Annotated in this window: 18 protein-coding genes and 3 tRNA genes; 7 read left to right on the forward strand and 14 right to left on the reverse strand. The window is 60.0% G+C overall.

The window, feature by feature from the left end:
• Complete coding sequence (recX, locus tag ACA067_RS05375) at positions 1-468, forward strand: recombination regulator RecX (RefSeq protein ID WP_497460897.1); 468 nt, start codon at positions 1-3, stop codon at positions 466-468.
• Between the two features lie 44 nt (positions 469-512).
• On the opposite strand, the gene ACA067_RS05380 is transcribed toward recX, so the two are convergent.
• Positions 513-1,631, reverse strand: coding sequence for an LOG family protein (locus ACA067_RS05380; protein ID WP_497460898.1), 1,119 nt, complete (start codon positions 1,629-1,631; stop codon positions 513-515).
• Between the two features lie 485 nt (positions 1,632-2,116).
• On the opposite strand from ACA067_RS05380, the gene ACA067_RS05385 reads away from it, so the two are divergent.
• Complete coding sequence (locus ACA067_RS05385) at positions 2,117-2,317, forward strand: hypothetical protein (RefSeq protein WP_064676132.1); 201 nt, start codon at positions 2,117-2,119, stop codon at positions 2,315-2,317.
• Here ACA067_RS05385 and ACA067_RS05390 read toward each other — a convergent pair whose 3' ends face one another.
• On the reverse strand, positions 2,318-2,743 hold the full coding sequence (locus tag ACA067_RS05390) for a quorum-sensing-regulated virulence factor family protein (protein ID WP_128872805.1): 426 nt from the start codon (positions 2,741-2,743) through the stop codon (positions 2,318-2,320). It abuts the gene before it with no gap.
• Between the two features lie 188 nt (positions 2,744-2,931).
• Here ACA067_RS05390 and ACA067_RS05395 point away from each other — a divergent pair, with 188 nt between their 5' ends.
• The 3 genes from ACA067_RS05395 (at position 2,932) to ACA067_RS05405 (ending at position 5,003) form a co-directional block, all read left to right on the forward strand.
• The gene (locus tag ACA067_RS05395; protein ID WP_497460899.1) at positions 2,932-3,690 is read left to right on the forward strand and encodes a tRNA-uridine aminocarboxypropyltransferase; all 759 of its coding nucleotides are present in this window, start codon (positions 2,932-2,934) and stop codon (positions 3,688-3,690) included.
• Between the two features lie 225 nt (positions 3,691-3,915).
• Entirely contained in the window at positions 3,916-4,566 is a 651-nt protein-coding gene (erdR, locus tag ACA067_RS05400) for a response regulator transcription factor ErdR (protein WP_497460900.1), read from the forward strand.
• A 74-nt stretch (positions 4,567-4,640) separates the two neighbouring features.
• Complete coding sequence (locus tag ACA067_RS05405; protein ID WP_008030027.1) at positions 4,641-5,003, forward strand: diacylglycerol kinase; 363 nt, start codon at positions 4,641-4,643, stop codon at positions 5,001-5,003.
• Here the strand turns inward: ACA067_RS05405 and ACA067_RS05410 are convergent.
• Entirely contained in the window at positions 5,000-5,926 is a 927-nt protein-coding gene (locus tag ACA067_RS05410) for a LysR family transcriptional regulator (protein WP_128872808.1), read from the reverse strand. The two genes, ACA067_RS05405 and ACA067_RS05410, sit on opposite strands and share 4 nt — an antisense overlap.
• Before the next feature lie 146 nt (positions 5,927-6,072).
• Between ACA067_RS05410 and fpr the strand changes: the two genes are divergently transcribed.
• A complete protein-coding gene (gene fpr, locus ACA067_RS05415; protein ID WP_008054100.1) occupies positions 6,073-6,852 on the forward strand; it encodes a ferredoxin-NADP reductase in 780 nt (259 codons plus the stop codon).
• A gap of 83 nt (positions 6,853-6,935) precedes the next feature.
• Here the strand turns inward: fpr and tsaA are convergent, their stop codons facing one another.
• The 6 genes from tsaA to rimO all read right to left on the reverse strand — a co-directional run bounded on the left by tsaA (position 6,936) and on the right by rimO (position 12,269).
• A complete protein-coding gene (gene tsaA, locus ACA067_RS05420; protein ID WP_497460901.1) occupies positions 6,936-7,634 on the reverse strand; it encodes a tRNA (N6-threonylcarbamoyladenosine(37)-N6)-methyltransferase TrmO in 699 nt (232 codons plus the stop codon).
• A gap of 185 nt (positions 7,635-7,819) precedes the next feature.
• On the reverse strand, positions 7,820-8,590 hold the full coding sequence (locus tag ACA067_RS05425) for an SDR family oxidoreductase (protein WP_497460902.1): 771 nt from the start codon (positions 8,588-8,590) through the stop codon (positions 7,820-7,822).
• A 191-nt stretch (positions 8,591-8,781) separates the two neighbouring features.
• Positions 8,782-9,252, reverse strand: coding sequence for a YehS family protein (locus tag ACA067_RS05430; RefSeq protein WP_497460903.1), 471 nt, complete (start codon positions 9,250-9,252; stop codon positions 8,782-8,784).
• 74 nt (positions 9,253-9,326) lie between these two features.
• The gene (locus ACA067_RS05435) at positions 9,327-10,037 is read right to left on the reverse strand and encodes an rRNA pseudouridine synthase (protein ID WP_497460904.1); all 711 of its coding nucleotides are present in this window, start codon (positions 10,035-10,037) and stop codon (positions 9,327-9,329) included.
• A gap of 307 nt (positions 10,038-10,344) precedes the next feature.
• Positions 10,345-10,818, reverse strand: a complete 474-nt coding sequence (locus tag ACA067_RS05440) for a GNAT family N-acetyltransferase (RefSeq protein ID WP_497460905.1) — start codon at positions 10,816-10,818, stop codon at positions 10,345-10,347.
• A gap of 113 nt (positions 10,819-10,931) precedes the next feature.
• A complete protein-coding gene (gene rimO / locus ACA067_RS05445) occupies positions 10,932-12,269 on the reverse strand; it encodes a 30S ribosomal protein S12 methylthiotransferase RimO (RefSeq protein WP_048393845.1) in 1,338 nt (445 codons plus the stop codon).
• A 446-nt stretch (positions 12,270-12,715) separates the two neighbouring features.
• Here rimO and ACA067_RS05450 point away from each other — a divergent pair, with 446 nt between their 5' ends.
• A complete protein-coding gene (locus tag ACA067_RS05450) occupies positions 12,716-14,617 on the forward strand; it encodes a potassium transporter Kup (protein WP_497460906.1) in 1,902 nt (633 codons plus the stop codon).
• 277 nt (positions 14,618-14,894) lie between these two features.
• Here the strand turns inward: ACA067_RS05450 and ACA067_RS05455 are convergent, their stop codons facing one another.
• From ACA067_RS05455 to ACA067_RS05475, 5 genes are all read right to left on the reverse strand, one after another.
• A complete protein-coding gene (locus ACA067_RS05455) occupies positions 14,895-16,190 on the reverse strand; it encodes a virulence factor family protein (protein WP_497460907.1) in 1,296 nt (431 codons plus the stop codon).
• Positions 16,190-18,832, reverse strand: coding sequence for a bifunctional lysylphosphatidylglycerol flippase/synthetase MprF (gene mprF, locus ACA067_RS05460; RefSeq protein ID WP_497460908.1), 2,643 nt, complete (start codon positions 18,830-18,832; stop codon positions 16,190-16,192). Before mprF ends, ACA067_RS05455 begins: the two co-directional genes overlap by 1 nt.
• A gap of 276 nt (positions 18,833-19,108) precedes the next feature.
• Positions 19,109-19,185 (reverse strand) — tRNA-Met (locus ACA067_RS05465).
• 220 nt (positions 19,186-19,405) lie between these two features.
• Positions 19,406-19,482: transfer RNA gene (locus ACA067_RS05470), tRNA-Met, on the reverse strand.
• A 221-nt stretch (positions 19,483-19,703) separates the two neighbouring features.
• A tRNA-Met gene (locus ACA067_RS05475) sits at positions 19,704-19,780 on the reverse strand.
• Positions 19,781-19,999 lie beyond the last annotated feature (219 nt).

A 19,999-nucleotide genomic window follows, 5' to 3' on the forward strand; every position in this document is an offset into this window, starting at 1 on the left:
ATGACCGCCGTACTCGATACACTCGTCGCAGTGCGGCGAACCGCAATGGACCTGCTCGCGCGACGCGAGCACGGTCGAGTCGAGCTGACGCGTAAACTGCGTCAGCGCGGCGCTCTTCCTGAAATGATCGACACCGCACTCGATCGTTTGACGGAAGAGGGCCTGTTGTCCGAATCCCGTTACCTCGAAAGTTTCGTTTCCTACCGTGCCCGTTCCGGTTATGGCCCTTTGCGAATTCGCGAAGAGTTGAGCCAGCGCGGACTGCAACGTACTGACATCGAACTTGCGTTGCGCGAGAGCGGTATCAACTGGCAGGAACAACTGGAAGATACCTGGCGGCGCAAGTTCTCCGGACATTTACCCATAGACGCAAGGGAGCGCGCCAAACAAGGCCGATTCCTGGGTTATCGGGGATATTCCATGGAGATGATCAGCCGCTTGTTCAGCGGCCGAGGGATGGACGATTGAATGAAACGGCTCGCTATTTCGGTAGCGGGCCGTTTTTTTCGGCCTTAGGTAACCTTCAATGGCTCCCGCGTGCGTTGTTGCGTCTGGGATTTTGACTGCGCCCAGTTTTCCGGCAAGTTGATGTAGTCCACCAGTTCCCGCAGGCGTCCATGATCACGGGCATTGAACGTGAAGGCCAGTCGCGCCAAGTGGCTGAACTGCGGTTCGTCGTGCTCCTCACCGCTGTAGGCATGCTGGTGGAAGTGATCGCTCAGGCACAGGTCGGCGAATGCGCCTTGCATGTGTTCGAGCGCATCGTCGCTTAGCTTGTGGTTCATGCGGATAATGAACTGATGCTTGAGCCAGCGGCTGGAGTGGAAGTTGCTGTAGAACTGATTGATCTGCTCCACCGCCTCTTCGGCGCTATAGACCAGGCTCAACAGCTTCATGTCGGTCGGCAGGATGTAGCGATTCTCCTCCAGTTGCTGGTGAATGAAGTCCAGCGCCCCTTGCCAGAACTTGCCGCCCGGCGCATCCAGCAGCACCACCGGTACCAGCGGGCTCTTGCCGGTCTGGATCAGGGTCAGTACTTCCAACGCTTCATCCAGCGTACCGAAACCACCGGGGCACAGGACCAGCGCATCGGCTTCCTTGACGAAGAACAGTTTGCGGGTGAAGAAGAAGTGGAAGGGCAGCAGGTTGGTCGTGCCATTGACGGTGGGATTGGCATGCTGCTCGAAGGGCAGGGTGATGTTGAATCCGAGGCTATGTTCCAGGCCGGCACCTTCGTGGGCCGCCGCCATGATGCCGCCACCGGCGCCGGTGATGACCATCAGGTCCGAGCGCGCCAGCGCCGCGCCGAGCTCTCGGGCCAAGCCATACAGCGGATGTTCTATCGGCGTTCGGGCGGAGCCGAAAACGGTGACTTTGCGTCGTCCCTTGAACTGTTCCAGCACACGGAAGGCGTGTTCCAGCTCGCGCAGGGCTTGCAGGGTGATCTTGGCATTCCAGCGGTTGTGATCTTCCTGGGCCATGCGTAGCACGGTCAGGATCATGTCGCGGTAGATGGGGATGTTCGGGCTGTTGGGTGAAACCAGGTTGAGTTGTTCTTCGACCTTGCTGGTGAGGTCGTGGCCGCTTTCTTCAAAATGACGGCTCAGGAGGTCATTCGGTTGGTAAGGCATTCAGCTTCTCCTTCTGCACAGAACCCTTGGCGCCGACACAGCAGTTGTCCGCGCCGCGACACCTCGTGTGTCGCTGTCTGCCCAGGCCCGTGCCTGGGCGATCTGCCGGACTCGAGTTGCAATCGAGTCATCCATACAGGCTCTGTTTTTTCCCTTGGATGAAAGAAACGTTCGCACAACAAGATGCATGACAGGCAGCCCCTTTTCTGCCCGGAATAATTCAATGTGAACACTATGAATCTAGACCCTCGCGAGGATTTGCGCTGACTGGATCATTGCGCCGCAAAGTCTTTCCTGGCAACCGCTTAATGACGATTTGCAAGGTGATTTCACCGCTCGTCTGAACGCAAAGCTGAGTGTCCATCACTCTGATTTACTGAATGTCAGGCGAGACATGACATTTTGCGTCAATGGTAGGACGCACGACACAAGCGGTTGAAGGATTTTATCGCTCACGCAGGGCGAGGCGCAGGGAGCCGGAAGCAATGACGAGAGTCATTCTGGAAATCGAAATCGATACGCAACTGTATCGGTTACTGAAGTCATCGGCCGAGAACCATCATTTGAGTCTCGAGGAGGAGTGTTGCCGGCGTCTTGAGGCTGCCGAGCGACGCTCTTGCTACTTGCAGGCGCTGTTGGCAGAACTGCGCGCCGAAGATGAGCAGCGGCGCGCCAATTCCCAATGATTACTTTTTCTTCGCGGGTGCAGCTTTCGGGCAATCCGATTCCTGGAAGCGCTCGCTCGCGACCGGACGGTTGGTCTTAACCTCGGTGAACTCGTAACGCATGATTGCGCCCTTGGCCATCAGCTTGCGAAAGCCCGGGTTGTTGCAGACGGTGGAGCCGAGCTGGAAATACACCGCTTTCGGATCGGCGCGCATTTTGTCGGCGTGGCTGCTCTGGACGCTGAGGTGGTTGATCAGCTCTTTACCTTCAACGGTATAGCCCTGATCGAGAATGTCTTCGTTGATCGCTCGTGGAGTGCCGACGCTGCTTTGAGCGGCAACGTTTTGCAGCATTTTGCTCAGTTCCATGTCTTTCAAGGAAGCAGCCTGGGCGTTGAAGGACGACGCCAGCAAAATGGCGGCGGTAGGAACGATAAGGCGCAGCATGAAACTCTCCTGGTTCAGTGACTGGTGGTTCGACCAGCCACATGACTGTGCGTTCAGTGGCGGCGAATTATAGGGGAGGTGGCCTGGACGGTACAGGCTTGCGCCGGCCGGTCTGATAAACTGCGGGCACTTCCTGTCTTGCAGAGTGTTTTCGTGTCGATTTTCTACCCCTTCCGGTGTTGCCTGCGATGAGCCATGCAATCAAGCCTTTTGCGTTGAATGCTGTCGCCCGCCTGCGCGACGAGCGCGAAGAGGAGGGCATCAAACCGATTCAGGCCCGTGGCTGGCGAGCCCCGCGTTGCCGTGCCTGCCGTGTGATCGAGAGCCACTGCCTGTGTGCCTGGCGTCCGCAGGTCGAGACCCGCTCCGGGGTGTGCCTGATCATGACCAACAAGGAAGTGTTCAAGCCCAGTAATACCGGGTGGCTGATCGCCGATGTGGTGCGTGACAACCATGCGTTCATCTGGTCGCGGACCGAAGTCGACCCGCAACTGTTGCGGCTGCTGTCCGATCCGCAATGGCAACCCTATCTGGTATTCCCGGGCGAGTACGTCGAGCCCGAGCGAGTGACCCATGGTGTCGAGGCCGATAGCACCCGGCGGCCGTTGTTCATTCTGCTGGATGCGACCTGGACCGAAGCCCGGAAGATCTTTCGCAAAAGCCCCTATTTTGATGCGCTTCCGATCCTGAGCCTGCTGCCCGAAAAACTCTCCCGATACCGGCTGCGCCGGTCGACCCGCAGCGAGCACCTGTGCACGGCCGAAGTGGCGGCGCTGTGTCTCGATCTGGCGGGCGATGTCGAGGCCGCGTCAGCACTGGACGCTTATTTTGATGTGTTCAGTCAGCATTACCTCGATGCGAAACATCAGCTGGAGATGAACGTTGCAACACCGGCGCACGCCGAGCTGATGCCCTTCGTGCAGAACGCGGCTCCGGTGACGTGCTGAGCGTCGCCCATACTGCAAGCAACTGGAGCGGCGGCGTCGCTTGACCACCCCGGCTTCGCTGGGCATGCTTGGCGCCGATTAGGGCGCGGCCAGGTTTGATACGCCGTATTCTTACGTAAATAGCTGCGTGAATAGCTGCGTGAAGCTACGTAATTGGCGTTGAACGTGCCCTGTTGATGCAGCTCCGTGGCTGCACCTCGTTTGAAAAACAGGATCATTTGAAAAATGGCCACATACGAAATCCTGATTGCCGATGACCATCCTCTTTTTCGTAGTGCCCTGCATCAAGCGCTGACCTTGGGCCTCGGTCCGGATGTCCGGCTGGTGGAAGTGGCGAGCATTGCCGAACTTGAAACCCGTCTGGACGAAAAGGCCGACTGGGATCTGGTGCTGCTGGACCTGAATATGCCGGGGGCCTACGGTTTTTCCGGGCTGGTGCTGTTGCGTGGTCAGTATCCGCAGATTCCGGTGGTCATGGTCTCCGCCCAGGAAGAGGCATCGATCATGGTCAAGTCCCGTGAATTCGGGGCCAGCGGTTTCATTCCCAAGTCGAGCGACCTGAGCGTCATTCAAAAAGCGGTGCGAGCGGTACTCGATGGCGATGTCTTCTGGCCACCTCAAGCCTTCGAAGCGGTAAGCGTTTCCGCTGAAGCCAAGGCTGCCAGTGCGGGCCTTGCCAGTCTGACACCGCAGCAGTTTCGGGTGTTGACCATGGTCTGCGAAGGTTTGCTGAACAAGCAGATTGCATATGAACTGAGCGTTTCGGAAGCGACGATCAAGGCCCATGTCACGGCGATTTTCCGTAAGCTGAATGTGCGGACCCGGACCCAGGCGGCCTTGCTGCTGCAACAACTTGAGTCAATTTCGAGCCACTAAAGCGTTACCGTTCACGCTTTTTTGACCATGCTTGATCTAGCTTTCCCACTCCTTTTTGGTCAGTTGCCTACTCTATGTCACCTTTCAAAGGCCAGACCGGCCTCAAACGTATCCTCAACGCCTCCGGTTACTCGCTGGATGGCCTGCGCGCAGCCTTTACCGGCGAAGCGGCCTTTCGGCAACTGGTGTTGCTCAACGTCATCCTGATCCCGATTTCGTTCTTCCTGAACGTCAGCCGTGTCGAGCAGGCACTGCTCATTGCCGTCTGTCTGTTGGCCTTGATTGTCGAGTTGCTCAATTCGGCGGTGGAGGCGGCCATTGACCGCATTTCCCTTGAGCTGCACCCGCTGTCGAAGAATGCAAAAGACATGGGCAGTGCCGCGCAGTTGGTGGCGTTGACCATGATCGCACTGGTGTGGGCGGTGATCCTGCTTTAAGCGATGGTGGGCAGCACGATCTCGTCGCTGCGCTGAACCCCTGCGGTGAACGCGCGGCACAGATCGAGGAATTCGCGCATCGCCGACGTCTGGTATTTCTGTTTGTGCCAGATGAAATAGAACTGCCGCGCCAGGTCCAGGTCCGGGGTCTCCACCGGCACCAGACTGCCGCGGCGGAATGCATCGCGCAGTGCCAGCCGCGAAATGCAGCCAATGCCCAATCCTGATTCCACCGCACGCTTGATCGCTTCAGTGTGTTCCAGTTCCAGGCGAATATTCAGTCCGCTACGGTGGTGACGCATGGCCTGGTCAAACGTCAGTCGTGTGCCCGAGCCTTGTTCCCGCAGGATCCAGGCCTCGTGGCTGAGCTCATCCATGGTCGCCGTGCCACGCTTGGCCAGTGGATGCTGAGGCGCGCAGAACACCACCAGCTCATCCTCGACCCAGCTCTGCACTTCGATGTCCGGATGGCTGCAGTCGCCTTCGATCAGACCCAGATCAATTTCATAGTGGGCGACCTGCTGCACAATGTTGGCCGTGTTCTGCACATGCAGCTTTACCTGGCTTTCCGGATGGCGCTGCATGAAGCTGCCGATCAACAGGGTGGCCAGATAATTGCCGATCGTGAGGGTCGCGCCGACTGCCAGGGAGCCGAAACCGGACTTGCCGTTGAGCAGGTCTTCGATTTCCTTGGCCTGATCGAGAAGTGCCACTGCTTGCGGCAGCAGCTGTTTGCCGAGCGCGTTGAGGGCCAGCCGTTTGCCCGCGCGGTCGAACAGCTGGCAGCTGCACTGGCGCTCGAGCTCGGTGATCGAGGTGCTCGCCGCCGATTGCGACAGGTTGAGCAGACCCGCAGCGCGGGATACGCTTTCCTGCTGGGCGACGGCGACGAATACTTGAAGTTGACGGAGAGTAAATCGCATATCTATATAACCGATAACCCTTATCTTAATAATCCAGTTAACAGATATTGTGGCTGCCATTAGAATGCGATGCAATTGCGCACAGCAGCTCATTTTCAGAGCAGGCGCAGAGCGCGCGCAGACAAATCTCCAGGAGTCCCACGTACATGAGCAACATGAACCACGAGCGTGTCCTCAGTGTTCACCACTGGAACGACACTCTGTTCAGCTTCAAGTGCACCCGCGATCCGGGCCTGCGCTTCGAGAACGGTCAGTTCGTGATGATCGGCCTGCAACAGCCCAACGGCCGGCCGCTTATGCGTGCTTACTCGATTGCCAGCCCGAACTGGGAAGAGCATCTGGAGTTCTTCAGCATCAAGGTGCCTGACGGCCCGCTGACTTCCCAGCTGCAGCACCTGAAGGAAGGCGACGAGATCATCATCAGCAAGAAGCCTACCGGCACGCTGGTGCTGGACGACTTGAAGCCTGGCAAACATTTGTACCTGCTCAGCACCGGTACCGGTCTGGCGCCGTTCATGAGCGTCATCCAGGACCCGGAAACCTACGAGCGTTTCGAAAAAGTGATCCTGTGCCACGGCGTGCGTTACGTCAACGAAGTCGCTTACCGCGAGTTCATCACCGAGCACTTGCCGCAGAACGAGTTCTTCGGCGACGCCCTGCGTGACAAGTTGATCTACTACCCGACCGTGACCCGCGAGCCGTTCGAGAACGAAGGTCGCCTGACCGACCTGATGCGCAGCGGCAAGCTGTTCAGCGATATCGGTCTGCCACCGATCAACCCCCAGGACGACCGCGCCATGCTGTGCGGCAGCCCGAGCATGCTCGACGAGACCAGTGAAGTGTTGAACAGCTTCGGCCTGAAAGTCTCGCCACGGATGCGCGAGCCGGGCGACTACCTGATCGAGCGTGCGTTCGTCGAGAAATGACCTGTAGGAGCTGACCAGCTCCTACAAAAAAGCCCGCATGACCGGAGAAGGTCATGCGGGCTTTTTTATGCCCAACGCAATCCCTACAGGGGTATGGGGATGACTTCGAGGACGCGGATCAGGCCTGGCTCGGGGTAATGCCACCGCACATCCACATCCCAGAACTGCGCCCCATATTCCCGCTCAGGCGTAGGCGTCTGATACGCTGGCCGCGGATCCTGCGCCAGACACTGCTCAATCAACTCAACCAACGGCTCTTCAAGGCGCTGTGCATGCCCTTGGGCCTGTTGCAATGCCGAATCCGTCCACTGCACGGGAATCAACAGCGGCGCGGCGCTGGCGATGCTGTTGGAGGCTGTGTCGATGATGTCGGCGTAGGGCACGTAGGGTTTGATGTCGAGAATCGGCGTGCCGTCCAGCAGGTCGATGCCGGATATCCACAGGCGATTGGCTTCGACCTTGTCCAGTTTCACTACGGATTGGCCAATACCGTTGGGCCGATGCGTCGCGCGGGTGGCGAACACGCCCATGGATTTGTTGCCCCCCAGGCGAGGAGGGCGGACTTTCAGCCGTGGCTTTTCTTCCAGGGCCTGATGGAACAGGAACAGCAGCCAGACGTGACTGACCTGCTCCAGGCCTTGCACCGTGTCACCCTGATCGAACGGCGCCACCAGTTCCAGCACGCCGCGAGCGGCGGGAGCCAGTAGCGGTTGGCGCGGAATGGCGAACTTTTCCTTGAAGCAGGAGCGCACGAAGCCGATGGGGGAAACGCTGTAGGTCATGGTTTGGGGTCGAGGCGGGATTGAGGCGGGCATGATAACCCGAGCAGCCGCAGGATCGGTGGCGCCTGTCGGTCCGTCATCGCGGGCAAGCCACGCTCCCACAGGTTCTGTGTTGTCCACAAAATCTGTGTTCGCTCGAGAACCCTGTGGGAGCGTGGCTTGCCCGCGATGGCCGCGCCGCCGATCTAGAGGCTGAATCCACCATCCAGAGGAATGATATTCCCGGTCATGTAAGCCCCGGCCGTACTTGCCAGGCTGATCGCCAACGCCGCCATCTCTTCTTCCCGGCCCCAACGCTTCATCGGAATCAGCGCCGTATCTTCCGCCAGCGCCTGCTCATCATTGCCAATGTGCTGCGTCATCTTGCTCGGAAAGCGCCCCGGCGCGATGACGTTGACGTTGATGTGCTGGCTCACCAGCTCCCGCGCCAGAATCCGCGACAGTTGGTGTAAGGCAGCCTTGCTAGGCCCGTAGGCATAAGCCTGTTCACCGAAGGAAGAAATCCCGGCCACCGAGCCGATGTTGATGATCCGCGCCGGATTCGCTTCGGAGCCAGCCTTGCGCAGCAGTGGCAAGAATTGCTGGATGCAGTTGAAGACCGAGGTCACGTTGAGCTGCATGACCTTTTCCCAGCCCTTGACCGGGTAACTCTCCAGCGGCGCACCCCAGGTGGTGCCGGCGTTGTTCACCAGGATGTCCAGCTGGTTGATCTGCTCACCCAGTCGCGTTGCCAGCTGATGTACGCCTTCTTCGGTCGCCAGATTGGCCGCCACGGCGTGGCAACGGCCGAGTGCACTCAATTCATCGGCTGTTTGCTGGCAGGCTTCGACATCCCGCGCGCAGACGTACACGGTGGCGCCGGCCTCGACATAGGCCTTGGCGATCATTTTGCCGATACCACGGGTGCCGCCGGTCACCAGAGCGGTGCGGCCTTGCAGGGAGAAGTAGGGGTGCATGGCGAATCCTGAGGGCTGAGGGTCAGTACACCCTAGTCGTCAGCCGCCAGAAGCGGAGCCACTATTTTTGCGAGGAATGAGGATTCATACAGCCGGACCTGCGACCGCCATTGTAGGAGCCGGCTTACTGGCGATGGCGCTTTGAAAATCGCCATCGCCGGCAAGCCGTCTTCTACAGAACGGGCGGGTGCTTATTGCGGGCGCACGCGCAGGGTCAGGCCCTTGAGGAAGTTGCGCAGCAACTGGTCGCCGCACGCACGGTAGTTGGTGTGGCCGAACTTGCGGAACAGCGCGCTCAGCTCAGGCTTGGACACCGGGAATTCGGAGGCCTTGAGGATCGCGTGCATGTCGTCTTCTTTCAGTTCGAAGGCCACCCGCAGTTTCTTCAGGATGATGTTGTTGGTCACCGGCGTTTCGATCGGTTGCGGCGGACGGCTTTCATCCTTGCCGCGCTTGAAGATCACCAGGCCATCGAGGAAATGCGCCATGACGTCGTCTGGGCAGCGTACGAAGCCTTCCTCGTCTTCCTCTTTCTTGTCGAGGTAAGTCAGCAGGTCTTCGAGGCTCACGTCCATGCCGCCGAGCTTGATGATCTCGATGACTTTCTTGTCGCTGATGTCGAGCATGTAGCGCACGCTGCGCAGTACGTCGTTATGAATCATGTGTGCAATCCTGATATTCAGCAGTGGGCGCCGCATAAGCAGCGGCGCCGAAATGTGTGGCGGCGTGAAAAGTCTTAGAACTTCTCTTTGCCGGACAGGTAGCGCCATTGCCCCAACGGCACTTTGCCGATGGACACGCCGCCAATGCGGATGCGGCGGATAGCAACGACCTTCAGGCCAACGGCCTGGCAGAACAGGGCGATCACGCCCGGTTGTGGGTTCTTCATCGCAAAACGCAGGCGGTTTTCGTTCTGCCAGCTGGCCTTGACCGGCGGCAGTTCCTTGCCCTTGTAAGTCAGGCCGTGGTTCAGGCGGTTGAGGCCGTGAGCCACCATGTCACCTTCGACTTCGACCACATACTCTTGCTCGATCTTGGCGGAGTCGGCGGTGAGCTTGCGCAGGATCTTCCAGTCCTGGGTGAACACCAGCAGACCGCTGGCATTGGCCTGCAAGTCGGTGCTGGCGGTCAGGCGCAGGAAGTGACCCTTGAGCGGACGTTTGCTGAAGCGGTGTTCTTCGCTCAGGGTTTCGGCGCTGATGGTCGCCATGGCCGTGTCCGCATCCATGCCCGCCGGAACGTTGAACAGGATGGTCACCGGCTCGGGCGCAGTGGCTTTCGCTTCTGGATCGAGCTCGACTTTCTGGGTGCCGACCTTGAACTGCGGCTCGTCGATGACTTCACCGTCCACGGTGACCCAGCCGCCCTCGATGAACAGCTCAGCCTCCCGACGGGAACAGCCGACGAGTTCGATGAGGCGTTTGGAGAGTCGAATCGGGTCAGTCATGACAGGGCCGTAACAAAAAAGGGGTGGGCATTGTACCTGCTGGGCGCCGGTTAATCCCGGCTCCATTTACGCCGTACAGCTTTTTGTGTAGGAGCTGGCTTGCCAGCGAAGGGGCCCGAGAGCCTTGCGAGAGGCCTGCGGATGTCCCCCGAGCGTCCCTCCGATAGTTCTGTGGCGATCAATCGGGCCTCTTCGCTGCGGTGCGGCGATCCGACAAGCCAGCTCCTACAGGGTTCTGTGTTGTGTCAGCCATTGCGCATGTTGTTTTGTGTTGTGTCAGCCATTGCGCGTGTTGTTCCGCATTGTGTCAGCCGTGCTGTGAACGTTGCTGGGTTTGGCGCAGGCGCATGTGCAGCAGCGGATAGGGCTGGCCCATGCCATCGACCTCGGAGCGGCCGATCACCTCGAACCCCTGCTTGAAATAGAACCCCAGGGCTTGCGGGTTCTGTTCGTTGACATCCAGTTCGTTGGCATTCAGGTGCTCCAGGGTATACCGCAACAACTGCTTGCCTAGCCCCTGGCCGCGGTGTGCCGGGTCGATGAAGAGCATTTCGATCTTGCCCGCCGCGACCCCGGCAAACCCGGTGATGCGCTGACGCGAGTCTTTGGTGCAGATCAGCATGACCGCATCCAGGTAGCGGGTCAGCACCAGGTTCTTCAGCAGTTCGATGTAGCTGTCGGGCAGAAAGTCATGGGTGGCGCGCACTGATGCCTCCCACAGCTGGGTGAGTTCTTCGTAGTCGCTCTGTTTCGGCGTGTGGATGACCGAATGTTGGCGCATGGCCGGCTGCCCCTTTTATTGTTGATTGTGCGAGTCCTTTCTCCCACAAAACGATAGACGTAAAAAAGCCCCGCATCTCGTCAAGAGAGCGGGGCTTTGCGTATTTTTTGCGTTTAGATCTGTTCAGCCCACAGATCATATTCGTCGGCGTCGGTCACTTTGCACCAGACCTTGTCGCCCGGCTTCAGGTTGCTGCCGTTGTCGATGAATACGTTACCGTCGATTTCCGGGGCATCGAAGAAGCAGCGACCGACCGCACCTTGCTCGTCGACTTCATCGACCAGCACTTCGATTTCACGGCCGACGCGCATTTGCAGGCGTGCCGAGCTGATGGCCTGTTGATGCGCCATGAAGCGGTCCCAGCGGTCTTGCTTGACGTCGTCCGGCACGATGGCTGCGTCCAGCAGGTTGGCCGGTGCGCCTTCGACTGGCGAGTACTGGAAGCAGCCGACGCGATCGAGCTGCGCTTCGGTCAGCCAGTTCAGCAGGTACTGGAAGTCTTCTTCGGTTTCGCCGGGAAAGCCGACGATGAAGGTCGACCGGATGATCAGGTCCGGGCAGATCTCGCGCCAGTTCTTGATGCGGGCCAGGGTCTTGTCTTCGAAGGCCGGGCGTTTCATGGCTTTCAGGACTTTCGGGCTGGCGTGCTGGAACGGGATGTCCAGGTACGGCAGGATCTTGCCGGCGGCCATCAGCGGGATCAGCTCGTCGACGTGCGGGTACGGGTAAACGTAGTGCAGACGCACCCAGACGCCCAGGGTGCTCAAGGCTTCGCAGAGTTCGGTCATGCGGGTTTTCACCGGCGCGCCGTTCCAGAACCCGGTGCGGTACTTCACGTCGACGCCGTAGGCGCTGGTGTCCTGGGAGATCACCAACAGCTCCTTGACCCCGGCCTTGACCAGGCGCTGGGCTTCGTCGAGCACGTCACCGACCGGACGGCTGACCAGCTTGCCGCGCATCGACGGGATGATGCAGAAGCTGCAGCTGTGGTTGCAGCCTTCGGAAATCTTCAGGTAGGCGTAGTGGCGCGGGGTCAGCTTGATCCCTTGTGGCGGCACCAGGTCGATCAGCGGGTTGTGATCCTGGCGCGGCGGCACGGCGTCGTGCACGGCGTTGACCACTTGCTCGTACTGTTGCGGGCCGGTCACGGCCAGCACGCTTGGATGCACGTTGCGAATGTTGCCTTCTTCGACGCCCATGCAGCCGGTCACGATGACCTTGCCGTTTTCCTTGATGGCTTCGCCGATCACTTCCAGGGACTCGGCCTTGGCCGAATCGATGAAGCCGCAGGTGTTGACCACCACGACATCGGCGTCCTGATAGGTGGACACGACGTCATAGCCTTCCATGCGCAGCTGGGTAAGGATGCGCTCGGAGTCGACCAGTGCTTTGGGGCAACCCAGGGATACGAAGCCAACCTTTGGATTGGCCGGCGCAGGAGTGGTGGACATGTCTAACCTCGGTATGGGGTAGCGCCTCCGGCCGAAGACGGCAAGGCGACAGACGGGCGCTTGGCGTCCTGCCTCGTGAATACGCTGTTTTTTGACGAGTGCGTGTTGTTGCCAGGCAAGGCGCCGCGCCGAGTCATAGCTTGCTATGGCGAGAAGCGGCAACGCAGCATGGCGACAACAGGCGCCGTCAAAAAGCAGCAGTGATTCGCGAGGCAGGACCCTTAGCCTCTGATCAAAAAGTGCGCAATTCTAGCGATGGGCGAGGCACTTGACCAGCTTTATGCGGGGAAATACGACGAGTGTTGCGCTATGCTTCGCGCCGTTAGGCTTTACCGATTTTCTACAGTCAATAAAACGTCTGTAACAACAAGTAAAACAGCGCATGCTGCACGGCAAAGCATAGTGTTTCTTTCAAAGAAGTCCGGGTCTGGGTGTAGGAGTGGTGGATGGGTCAGGCAAGTAGTCAGGCGGCGGGTTCCGAGCATTCGGCGGCCAAGCCGATCGGCATGCTGGTCGCGGCGGTCGGGGTGGTGTATGGCGATATCGGCACGAGCCCGCTGTACACCCTCAAAGAAGTGTTTTCCGGTGGCTATGGCGTGCCCGTCAATCATGACGGGGTGCTGGGGATTCTGGCGCTTATCTTCTGGTCGCTGATCTGGGTCGTGTCGATCAAGTACATGATGTTTGTCCTGCGCGCCGATAACCAGGGCGAAGGCGGGATCATGGCCCTTACCGCGCTGGCCCGGCGGGCGGCGGCAGGGCATGCCAGGTTGCGTACCCTGCTGGTGGTGTGCGGGCTGATCGGTGCGGCGCTGTTCTACGGCGACAGCATGATCACGCCGGCGATTTCCGTACTCTCGGCCATTGAAGGGCTGGGACTGGCGTTCGAGGGTATCGACCATTGGGTAGTGCCGCTGTCGTTGATCGTGCTGGTGGCGCTCTTCCTGATTCAGCGTCACGGCACCGCGCGGATCGGCATTCTGTTCGGGCCGATCATGGTCACCTGGTTTGTCGTGCTGGGGGCGCTGGGTGTCTACGGCATCCTGCAACATCCGGAAGTGTTGCGGGCGATGAACCCGGTGTGGGGCGTGCGCTTCTTCATCGTGCACCCGGGCATGGGCGTGGCGATTCTCGGCGCGGTGGTGCTGGCACTGACCGGCGCCGAAGCGCTGTACGCCGACATGGGCCACTTCGGCCGCAAGCCGATTGCTCGTGCGTGGTTCATCCTCGTGCTGCCGGCGCTGGTGTTGAACTACTTCGGCCAGGGTGCGTTGCTACTCGGTGATCCGGAAGCGGCCCGTAACCCGTTCTACCTGCTGGCACCGAGCTGGGCGCTGATTCCGTTGGTGGGGCTGTCGACCCTGGCCACGGTGATCGCTTCTCAGGCGGTCATCTCCGGTGCGTTCTCCCTGACTCGTCAGGCCATCCAGCTTGGTTACATTCCACGCATGCACATCCAGCACACCTCCAGTGCCGAACAGGGCCAGATCTACATCGGCGCGGTGAACTGGGCGTTGATGGTCGGCGTGATTTTGCTGGTGTTGGGCTTCGAATCCTCCGGTGCCCTGGCCTCGGCCTACGGCGTGGCCGTGACCGGGACCATGCTGATGACCACCATTCTGGTGTCGGCGGTGATATTGCTGTTGTGGAAATGGCCACCGATCTTCGCGGTTCCGCTGTTGCTCGGTTTTCTGGTGGTAGACGGCCTTTACTTCGCGGCCAACGTGCCGAAAATCGTTCAGGGCGGGGCGTTCCCGGTGATCGCCGGTATTGTGCTGTTCGTGCTGATGACCACCTGGAAGCGCGGCAAGCAACTGCTGGTCGACCGAATCGATGAGGGCGGATTGCCGCTGCCGATCTTCATTGGCAGCATCAGCGTGCAACCGCCGCATCGCGTCCAGGGCACCGCGGTGTTCCTCACCGCACGCCCGGATGCCGTGCCCCACGCGCTGTTGCACAACCTGCTGCATAACCAGGTGTTGCACGAGCAAGTGGTGCTGCTGACGGTGGTCTACGAAGACATCCCGCGAGTGCCGCCAACGCGGCGCTTCGAGGTTGAGTCCCACGGCGAAGGGTTCTTCCGGGTGATCCTGCACTTTGGCTTCATCGATGAGCCGGACGTGCCGCAGGCGCTGAAACTGTGCCATCTCGATGACCTGGATTTCAGCCCGATGCGCACCACCTACTTCCTCAGCCGCGAGACGGTCATCGCCTCCAAGCTCGAAGGCATGGCCCGCTGGCGCGAGGCGCTGTTTGCCTTTATGTTGCAGAATGCCAACGGTAATTTGCGGTTCTTCAATCTGCCGTTGAATCGGGTGATTGAGTTGGGTACTCAGGTAGAGATGTAACCCCATCAAAAAGCCCCCGTTGCCATGATGGCAGCGGGGGCTTTTTTGTGGGCGAGCACCTGACCCCAATCCAACGAGAATCCCTGTGGGAGCGGGCTTGCCCGCGATGAGGCCGGCACATCCAACATAGTTGCCGACTGACACACCGCCATCGCGGGCAAGTCGAATCGTCGCACCGCCGCTCCCACAGGGGGCTGCGGTGCGTGGTAAACGGCGTACTTATGAAAAGCCCCCGCTACCGTGAGGTAGCAAGGGCTTTTTGATGGCGGGACTCAGATCACTCCTGAGCCGCCGTCTCCTTGGCTTGACGCTTCTCGATCACATCCACCAGCCGCTGGGCCAGTTTCGGGTAGTTCTCGTCGAAGTGGTGGCCACCGGGCAGTTTGATGGCTTCGCCCACCGCCGTCTTGTCAGTACAGCCACTCTCATCGACTTCTTCTTCCCCATAGATGCACACCACTTTTTCCGGCGGCAGCTTGGCCATTTCCGGGCCGGTGGCGGCTTCCTTGCCGGCGTTGCCGAGCCAGCCTTCGACTTCGATTTCGAAACTGCCGGTGCGGGCGAAGGCCAGCAGGATGATGGCGTCGACCCGTTGCTGCTCCGCGGGCTCCAGACGGTTGTAGATCGCCGGCAGGACGTCGGCGCCGAACGAGTAACCGGTCAGGATGAAGCGCTTGGTGCCCCATTTCTGCCGGTAATGCTGCATCAGCTCGGCCAGGTCCAGCGCACTTTGCTCAGGGCTCTTGTGCTGCCAGTAGTAGCGCAGGGTATCGATGCCGACCACCGGGTAGCCGATCTTGGCCATCTCGCCCGCCACGTCGCGGTCCAGGTCGCGCCAGCCGCCGTCACCGGAGAGGAACAGGGTGACGGTGTCCCGGGCCTGGCCGGCCGGCACTTCGACCACCGGGATCTGCAGGCCGCCAGCGGCTTTGTCGCCACCGACCAGGCGCTTGCGCAGTTCGTTGTTCAGCACTTGCGGCAGGTTGATGTCGTAGTCGCTGATGCTGGTTTCGGCGTTCGGTTGATCGCGCACGAAGCCGGCGCTGGTGTCGTCCGGGTTGTCGTTCCAGGCCACCAGCCAGTGACCGTGAGAGGCGCTCTTTGGCAGCAGGTGCGTGCAGCCGGGTTTTTCCAGGGCCAGGTCCACTGAAACGGCCTGGGCCTTGTCGTCCTTCTGTTCGGACAACCAGCGCCAGGCGAGCACGGCGCCAGGGCCGATGCCGCTGACCAGGGTCGCCGGGCCCTTGAGCTCCCTGAGGCCTGATTGCAGGGCACGACTTTGCAGCAGGCAGTCTTTGGGCAGGATCACCTGGACGATCTGCGCCGAGCCGCTGCGGCTGAGGGTCAGCAGTTGTTTGTCGCTGAGCTTTTGCTCTGCATTGACCGCCACCAGCACCCGGGCGCGTGGTGTGTTGCCGGGGATCACTCGAGTCATCGCCGCACCGTCGGAGGGTGTCAGCTGTTCGAGGGTCGGTTCTGGTGCCGGACGTTTGAGGTACCAGTAACCGCCACCGAGGATCAGGGCCAGCACTACCAGTGTGCCCAGTACGTACCGCAGGGAGCGTTGAATCATCAGCGTTTCACCAATCCAGTCAAGCCACCCGCAATCAGGGCAGCAGTGTCGGCCAGGGCCACCAGCGGATCGAGTCCGGCGGGCACGGCCATATAACGGGGTTCCCAGTCAGGCTGGAACTTGTCTTTGAAGCGGCGCAAGCCCTGGAAGTTGTAGAGCTGCTCGCCACGGCGGAACACCATCGAGCCCAGGCGCTGGGTCAGCGGTGCGCCGCGACGGGGTTGCAACCCCGACAGCGGCACCATGCCCAGGCTGAAACGCGCGTATCCATGATTTTTATAATGTTGGATCAGGCCGACCATCATGAACTCCATGGTCAGCTTGGGGGCCTCCGGGTGCGCGCGCATCAGATCGAGGCTGGCCAGGTCATGGCCGTAGGTCTCGAGCAGGTTGGCGAACGCCACCGGGCGGCCTTCGAAACGGATCACCGCGATGCGGAAATGCTTGAGGTAGTCATCGCTGAAACGACCGAGGGAGAAGCCTTTCTCGCGCACGTTCTTGCCGGTCAGCCAGGCATCGGAGATCACCTTGAGCTCATCCATCGGCGCTTGCCCCGGCTCATGGATCTCCAGCGACAGGCCATCGCGGGTGCCACGGTTCCAGGTGTAGCGCAGGTCCTTCATCTCTTTGCCCTTGGCCTCGAGGTCGAAGCGCTGCAGATCGACCCGGGCTTCTTCGCCGAGCTTGATCGCTGTCAGGCCAATGTCCATGTAGTACGGCAGGTTCTCGGCGCGCACCTGATAGAACACCGGGCGGGCGTGGTGAAGGTCACACAGGTCACGGAACTGCCAAATCATCTCGGCCCGTTGCTGGGCCGGGCCGATCGGGTCATACAAGGCCACCAGGCTGCGACCACGGCGGGCGTACATCAGGAACGCCTCGTCATCAGGGTGAAACAGCAGCGCCTTGTCACCGGTCAGGGCCAGGCCGCCATCCGGTTGGGCGGAAGCCATGAGGATCTTTGTCGCGCGATCCAGCTCATCGGACGTGGGCAGATGGATCACCGGGCGCGCGGTGCGCAGTAGCCAGGTCAGGGACACCACCAGCAACAGGACGGCGGCACCGAGCAGCGAGCGCAAGCCACGGGGGGCATCGGCGTCGAGGGTGAACTGCCACCAGAGTTGATGGCTGTAGGGAACGTCCTGATAGGCGAACAGCAGCAGCCAGATCGACGCGCCGAGGACGCACAGGCTGGACACGAGATACAGCGGCGAAAAGGGCAGTTCGGTCAGGCGGCTGGGGCGATAGAACGAACGCCGGAAAACCCCCAGCAGGCTCGCGGTCAGGGTCATCAGGCAGGCTTCTTCCCAGTCGAAGCCTTTGAGCAAAGAGAGCAGGGCGCCCACCAGCAACAATATGGTGGTTAGCATCCACGCGGCCGACAGGCGCCGCCGCAGACCTTGAGCCAGCAGCAGGCAAAGTACGCCGACCAGGCTGGCGCCGAAGTGCGAGGCGTCGACCAGTCGATGCGGGATCAGAAAACCGATGTGCTCCAGGCGCGTATCGATTTCCGGGGTGACGCCGGAGAACAGCAGCACCACACCGGATAGAAACACCAGCACCGCCAGAATCGGTGCGGCCAGACCGGACGCGGCGCGCAGTGTCTGGCGCGTCTGAAACACGCGTTGGCCTTCATTGATCAACAGCAGCAAGCAGGCCACCAGCAACGGTAGCACCACATAGATAAGGCGGTAGAGCAGCAGCGCGGCAGCCAGTGGCGCGGCACCGAGCTTGTCGGCGAAGGCGGCGAGAAGGATGGCCTCGAACACCCCGACACCGCCGGGCACGTGGCTGAGCACTCCGGCAGCCAGGGCCAGCAGGTACACCAGCAAGAATGCGCCAAAGGGCGGCGCTTCGGGCAGCAACAGATAAAGCACGGTCGCGGCGGCGGCCACGTCCAGGGCGGTGATGACCAATTGCAGGAAAGTCAGGCGGCGCCCTGGCAGACGCAAGGTGCGACGACCGACCTTGACCAGCAGATTATCCGGGTAAGGCTGTTCCGGCAGGCGACGGCGGTAGATGCCGACCGCCAGCACCGTAAAAAGCAGCAGTACGGCGACGGCGACCGCACCCAGCACTGTCTCGGACAGACCGAGGGCGACGGAAGCGGCAGGCAGGTTGCTGAGTGTGGCGAGGGCCGCGAGCGGTGGCAGGGCACAGCCGAGCGAGAGGCTGGCAAAGAGCGTCATGTGGGCGACTTCCGAAGCCCCCAGGCCATGTCGTGCATAGAGACGGTAGCGAACCGAGCCTCCCGAGAGCATCGAGAGGCCGATGGCATTACCAATGGCGAACGCGGTGAACCCGCCCAGGGCGAGGATGCGCGGCGCCAGTGTCACGCCGGCATACCGACTGGCCGACCATTCATAGCCCAGCAGAATAATAAAGCCGACCAGGGTCGCGGCCAGTGCGCCGAGCAGGTCCGGTTGCGGTACTTCGAGAATCGAGTCGTGCAGCGCGTATAGGTCGAGTTCGCTCAGCAGGTGACGACAAGCAATCAGCGCGACAGCGAACAACAGCAGCGTGACGGCCAGCCCCAGGGGTTGGCGGTATTTGCTGACCAGGTCCAGCAAGCGCAGACGCTCGGCCTTGATCGGTTGTGTGGCGGTGACGGTGTCTTGTGGATCAGACGAATTGGTGCGCATCAATCACCTCTTGGATTGTGCGCGACAGGATGGGGGTATCCAGTCAAGTTACCAATCCCTCTGGAAAAAAATAGTTACAAATATACCGACTCTCACTGGGACCCGGCGACGGCGCGTCATCATTTGTAGAGGGTTTTATCTGTGATCGAGCATAGTCTGAACTCAGCGAGCCGGAAGGCTGGACGGCACGGAACACGCTGATAGTTCATTGTTGCGAAAGGACTTTTTCAACAGGCACAAAAAAGGCCACTCTTTCGAGTAGCCTTTTTTGATGTTTGGTTGCGGGAGCCGGATTTGAACCGACGACCTTCGGGTTATGAGCCCGACGAGCTACCAGACTGCTCCATCCCGCGTCTGTGTGGCGGCATTCTACAGGCGAACGGCGGAGTGTCAACCGTTAATCCTGAACCTCGTCAAATAACTGCAAGTGTATGGCAGGCCGTGGCAGGGGAGACCTAAGTTCAGGAATCAGAACGATTTCTCTTTCCGCGCTACTGATGGGTAAACGCTGCACTCGTACAAAACAGGCGTGCACAAAAAAGGCCACTCTTTCGAGTAGCCTTTTTTGATGTTTGGTTGCGGGAGCCGGATTTGAACCGACGACCTTCGGGTTATGAGCCCGACGAGCTACCAGACTGCTCCATCCCGCGTCTGTGTGTCGGCACTCTACAGGCGAACGGCGGAGAGTCAACCTTTAATCCTGAACCTGGTCAAATAAGTGCAAATGAATGGCAATGCAAGGCACGGAGATCTAAGTTCAGGAATCAGAACGATTTTCTTTTTTCTGGGCTACCAATGGGTAAGCGCTGCACTCGTACAAAACGGGCGCGCACAAAAAAGGCCACTCTTTCGAGTAGCCTTTCTTGATGTTTGGTTGCGGGAGCCGGATTTGAACCGACGACCTTCGGGTTATGAGCCCGACGAGCTACCAGACTGCTCCATCCCGCGTCTGTGTGTCGGTATTCTACAGAGGATAGCGGGGGCGTCAACCCTAATTCTGAGAAAACCTGTTCCTGTTCAATCGCTTAGCTCTCCATGAGGGTGGGTATGGAGGCCTGTGAGGCAGGCGTGGCAAGGCTTCCAGCTCTATTTGGCGGTGTTGTTCGATTGAGAAATTAAATTCATCCGATACTTTTCCTACGTATGAAAAAGAACATTCGGAGTACT

It is taken from the genome of Pseudomonas sp. LBUM1674, from assembly GCF_059695635.1.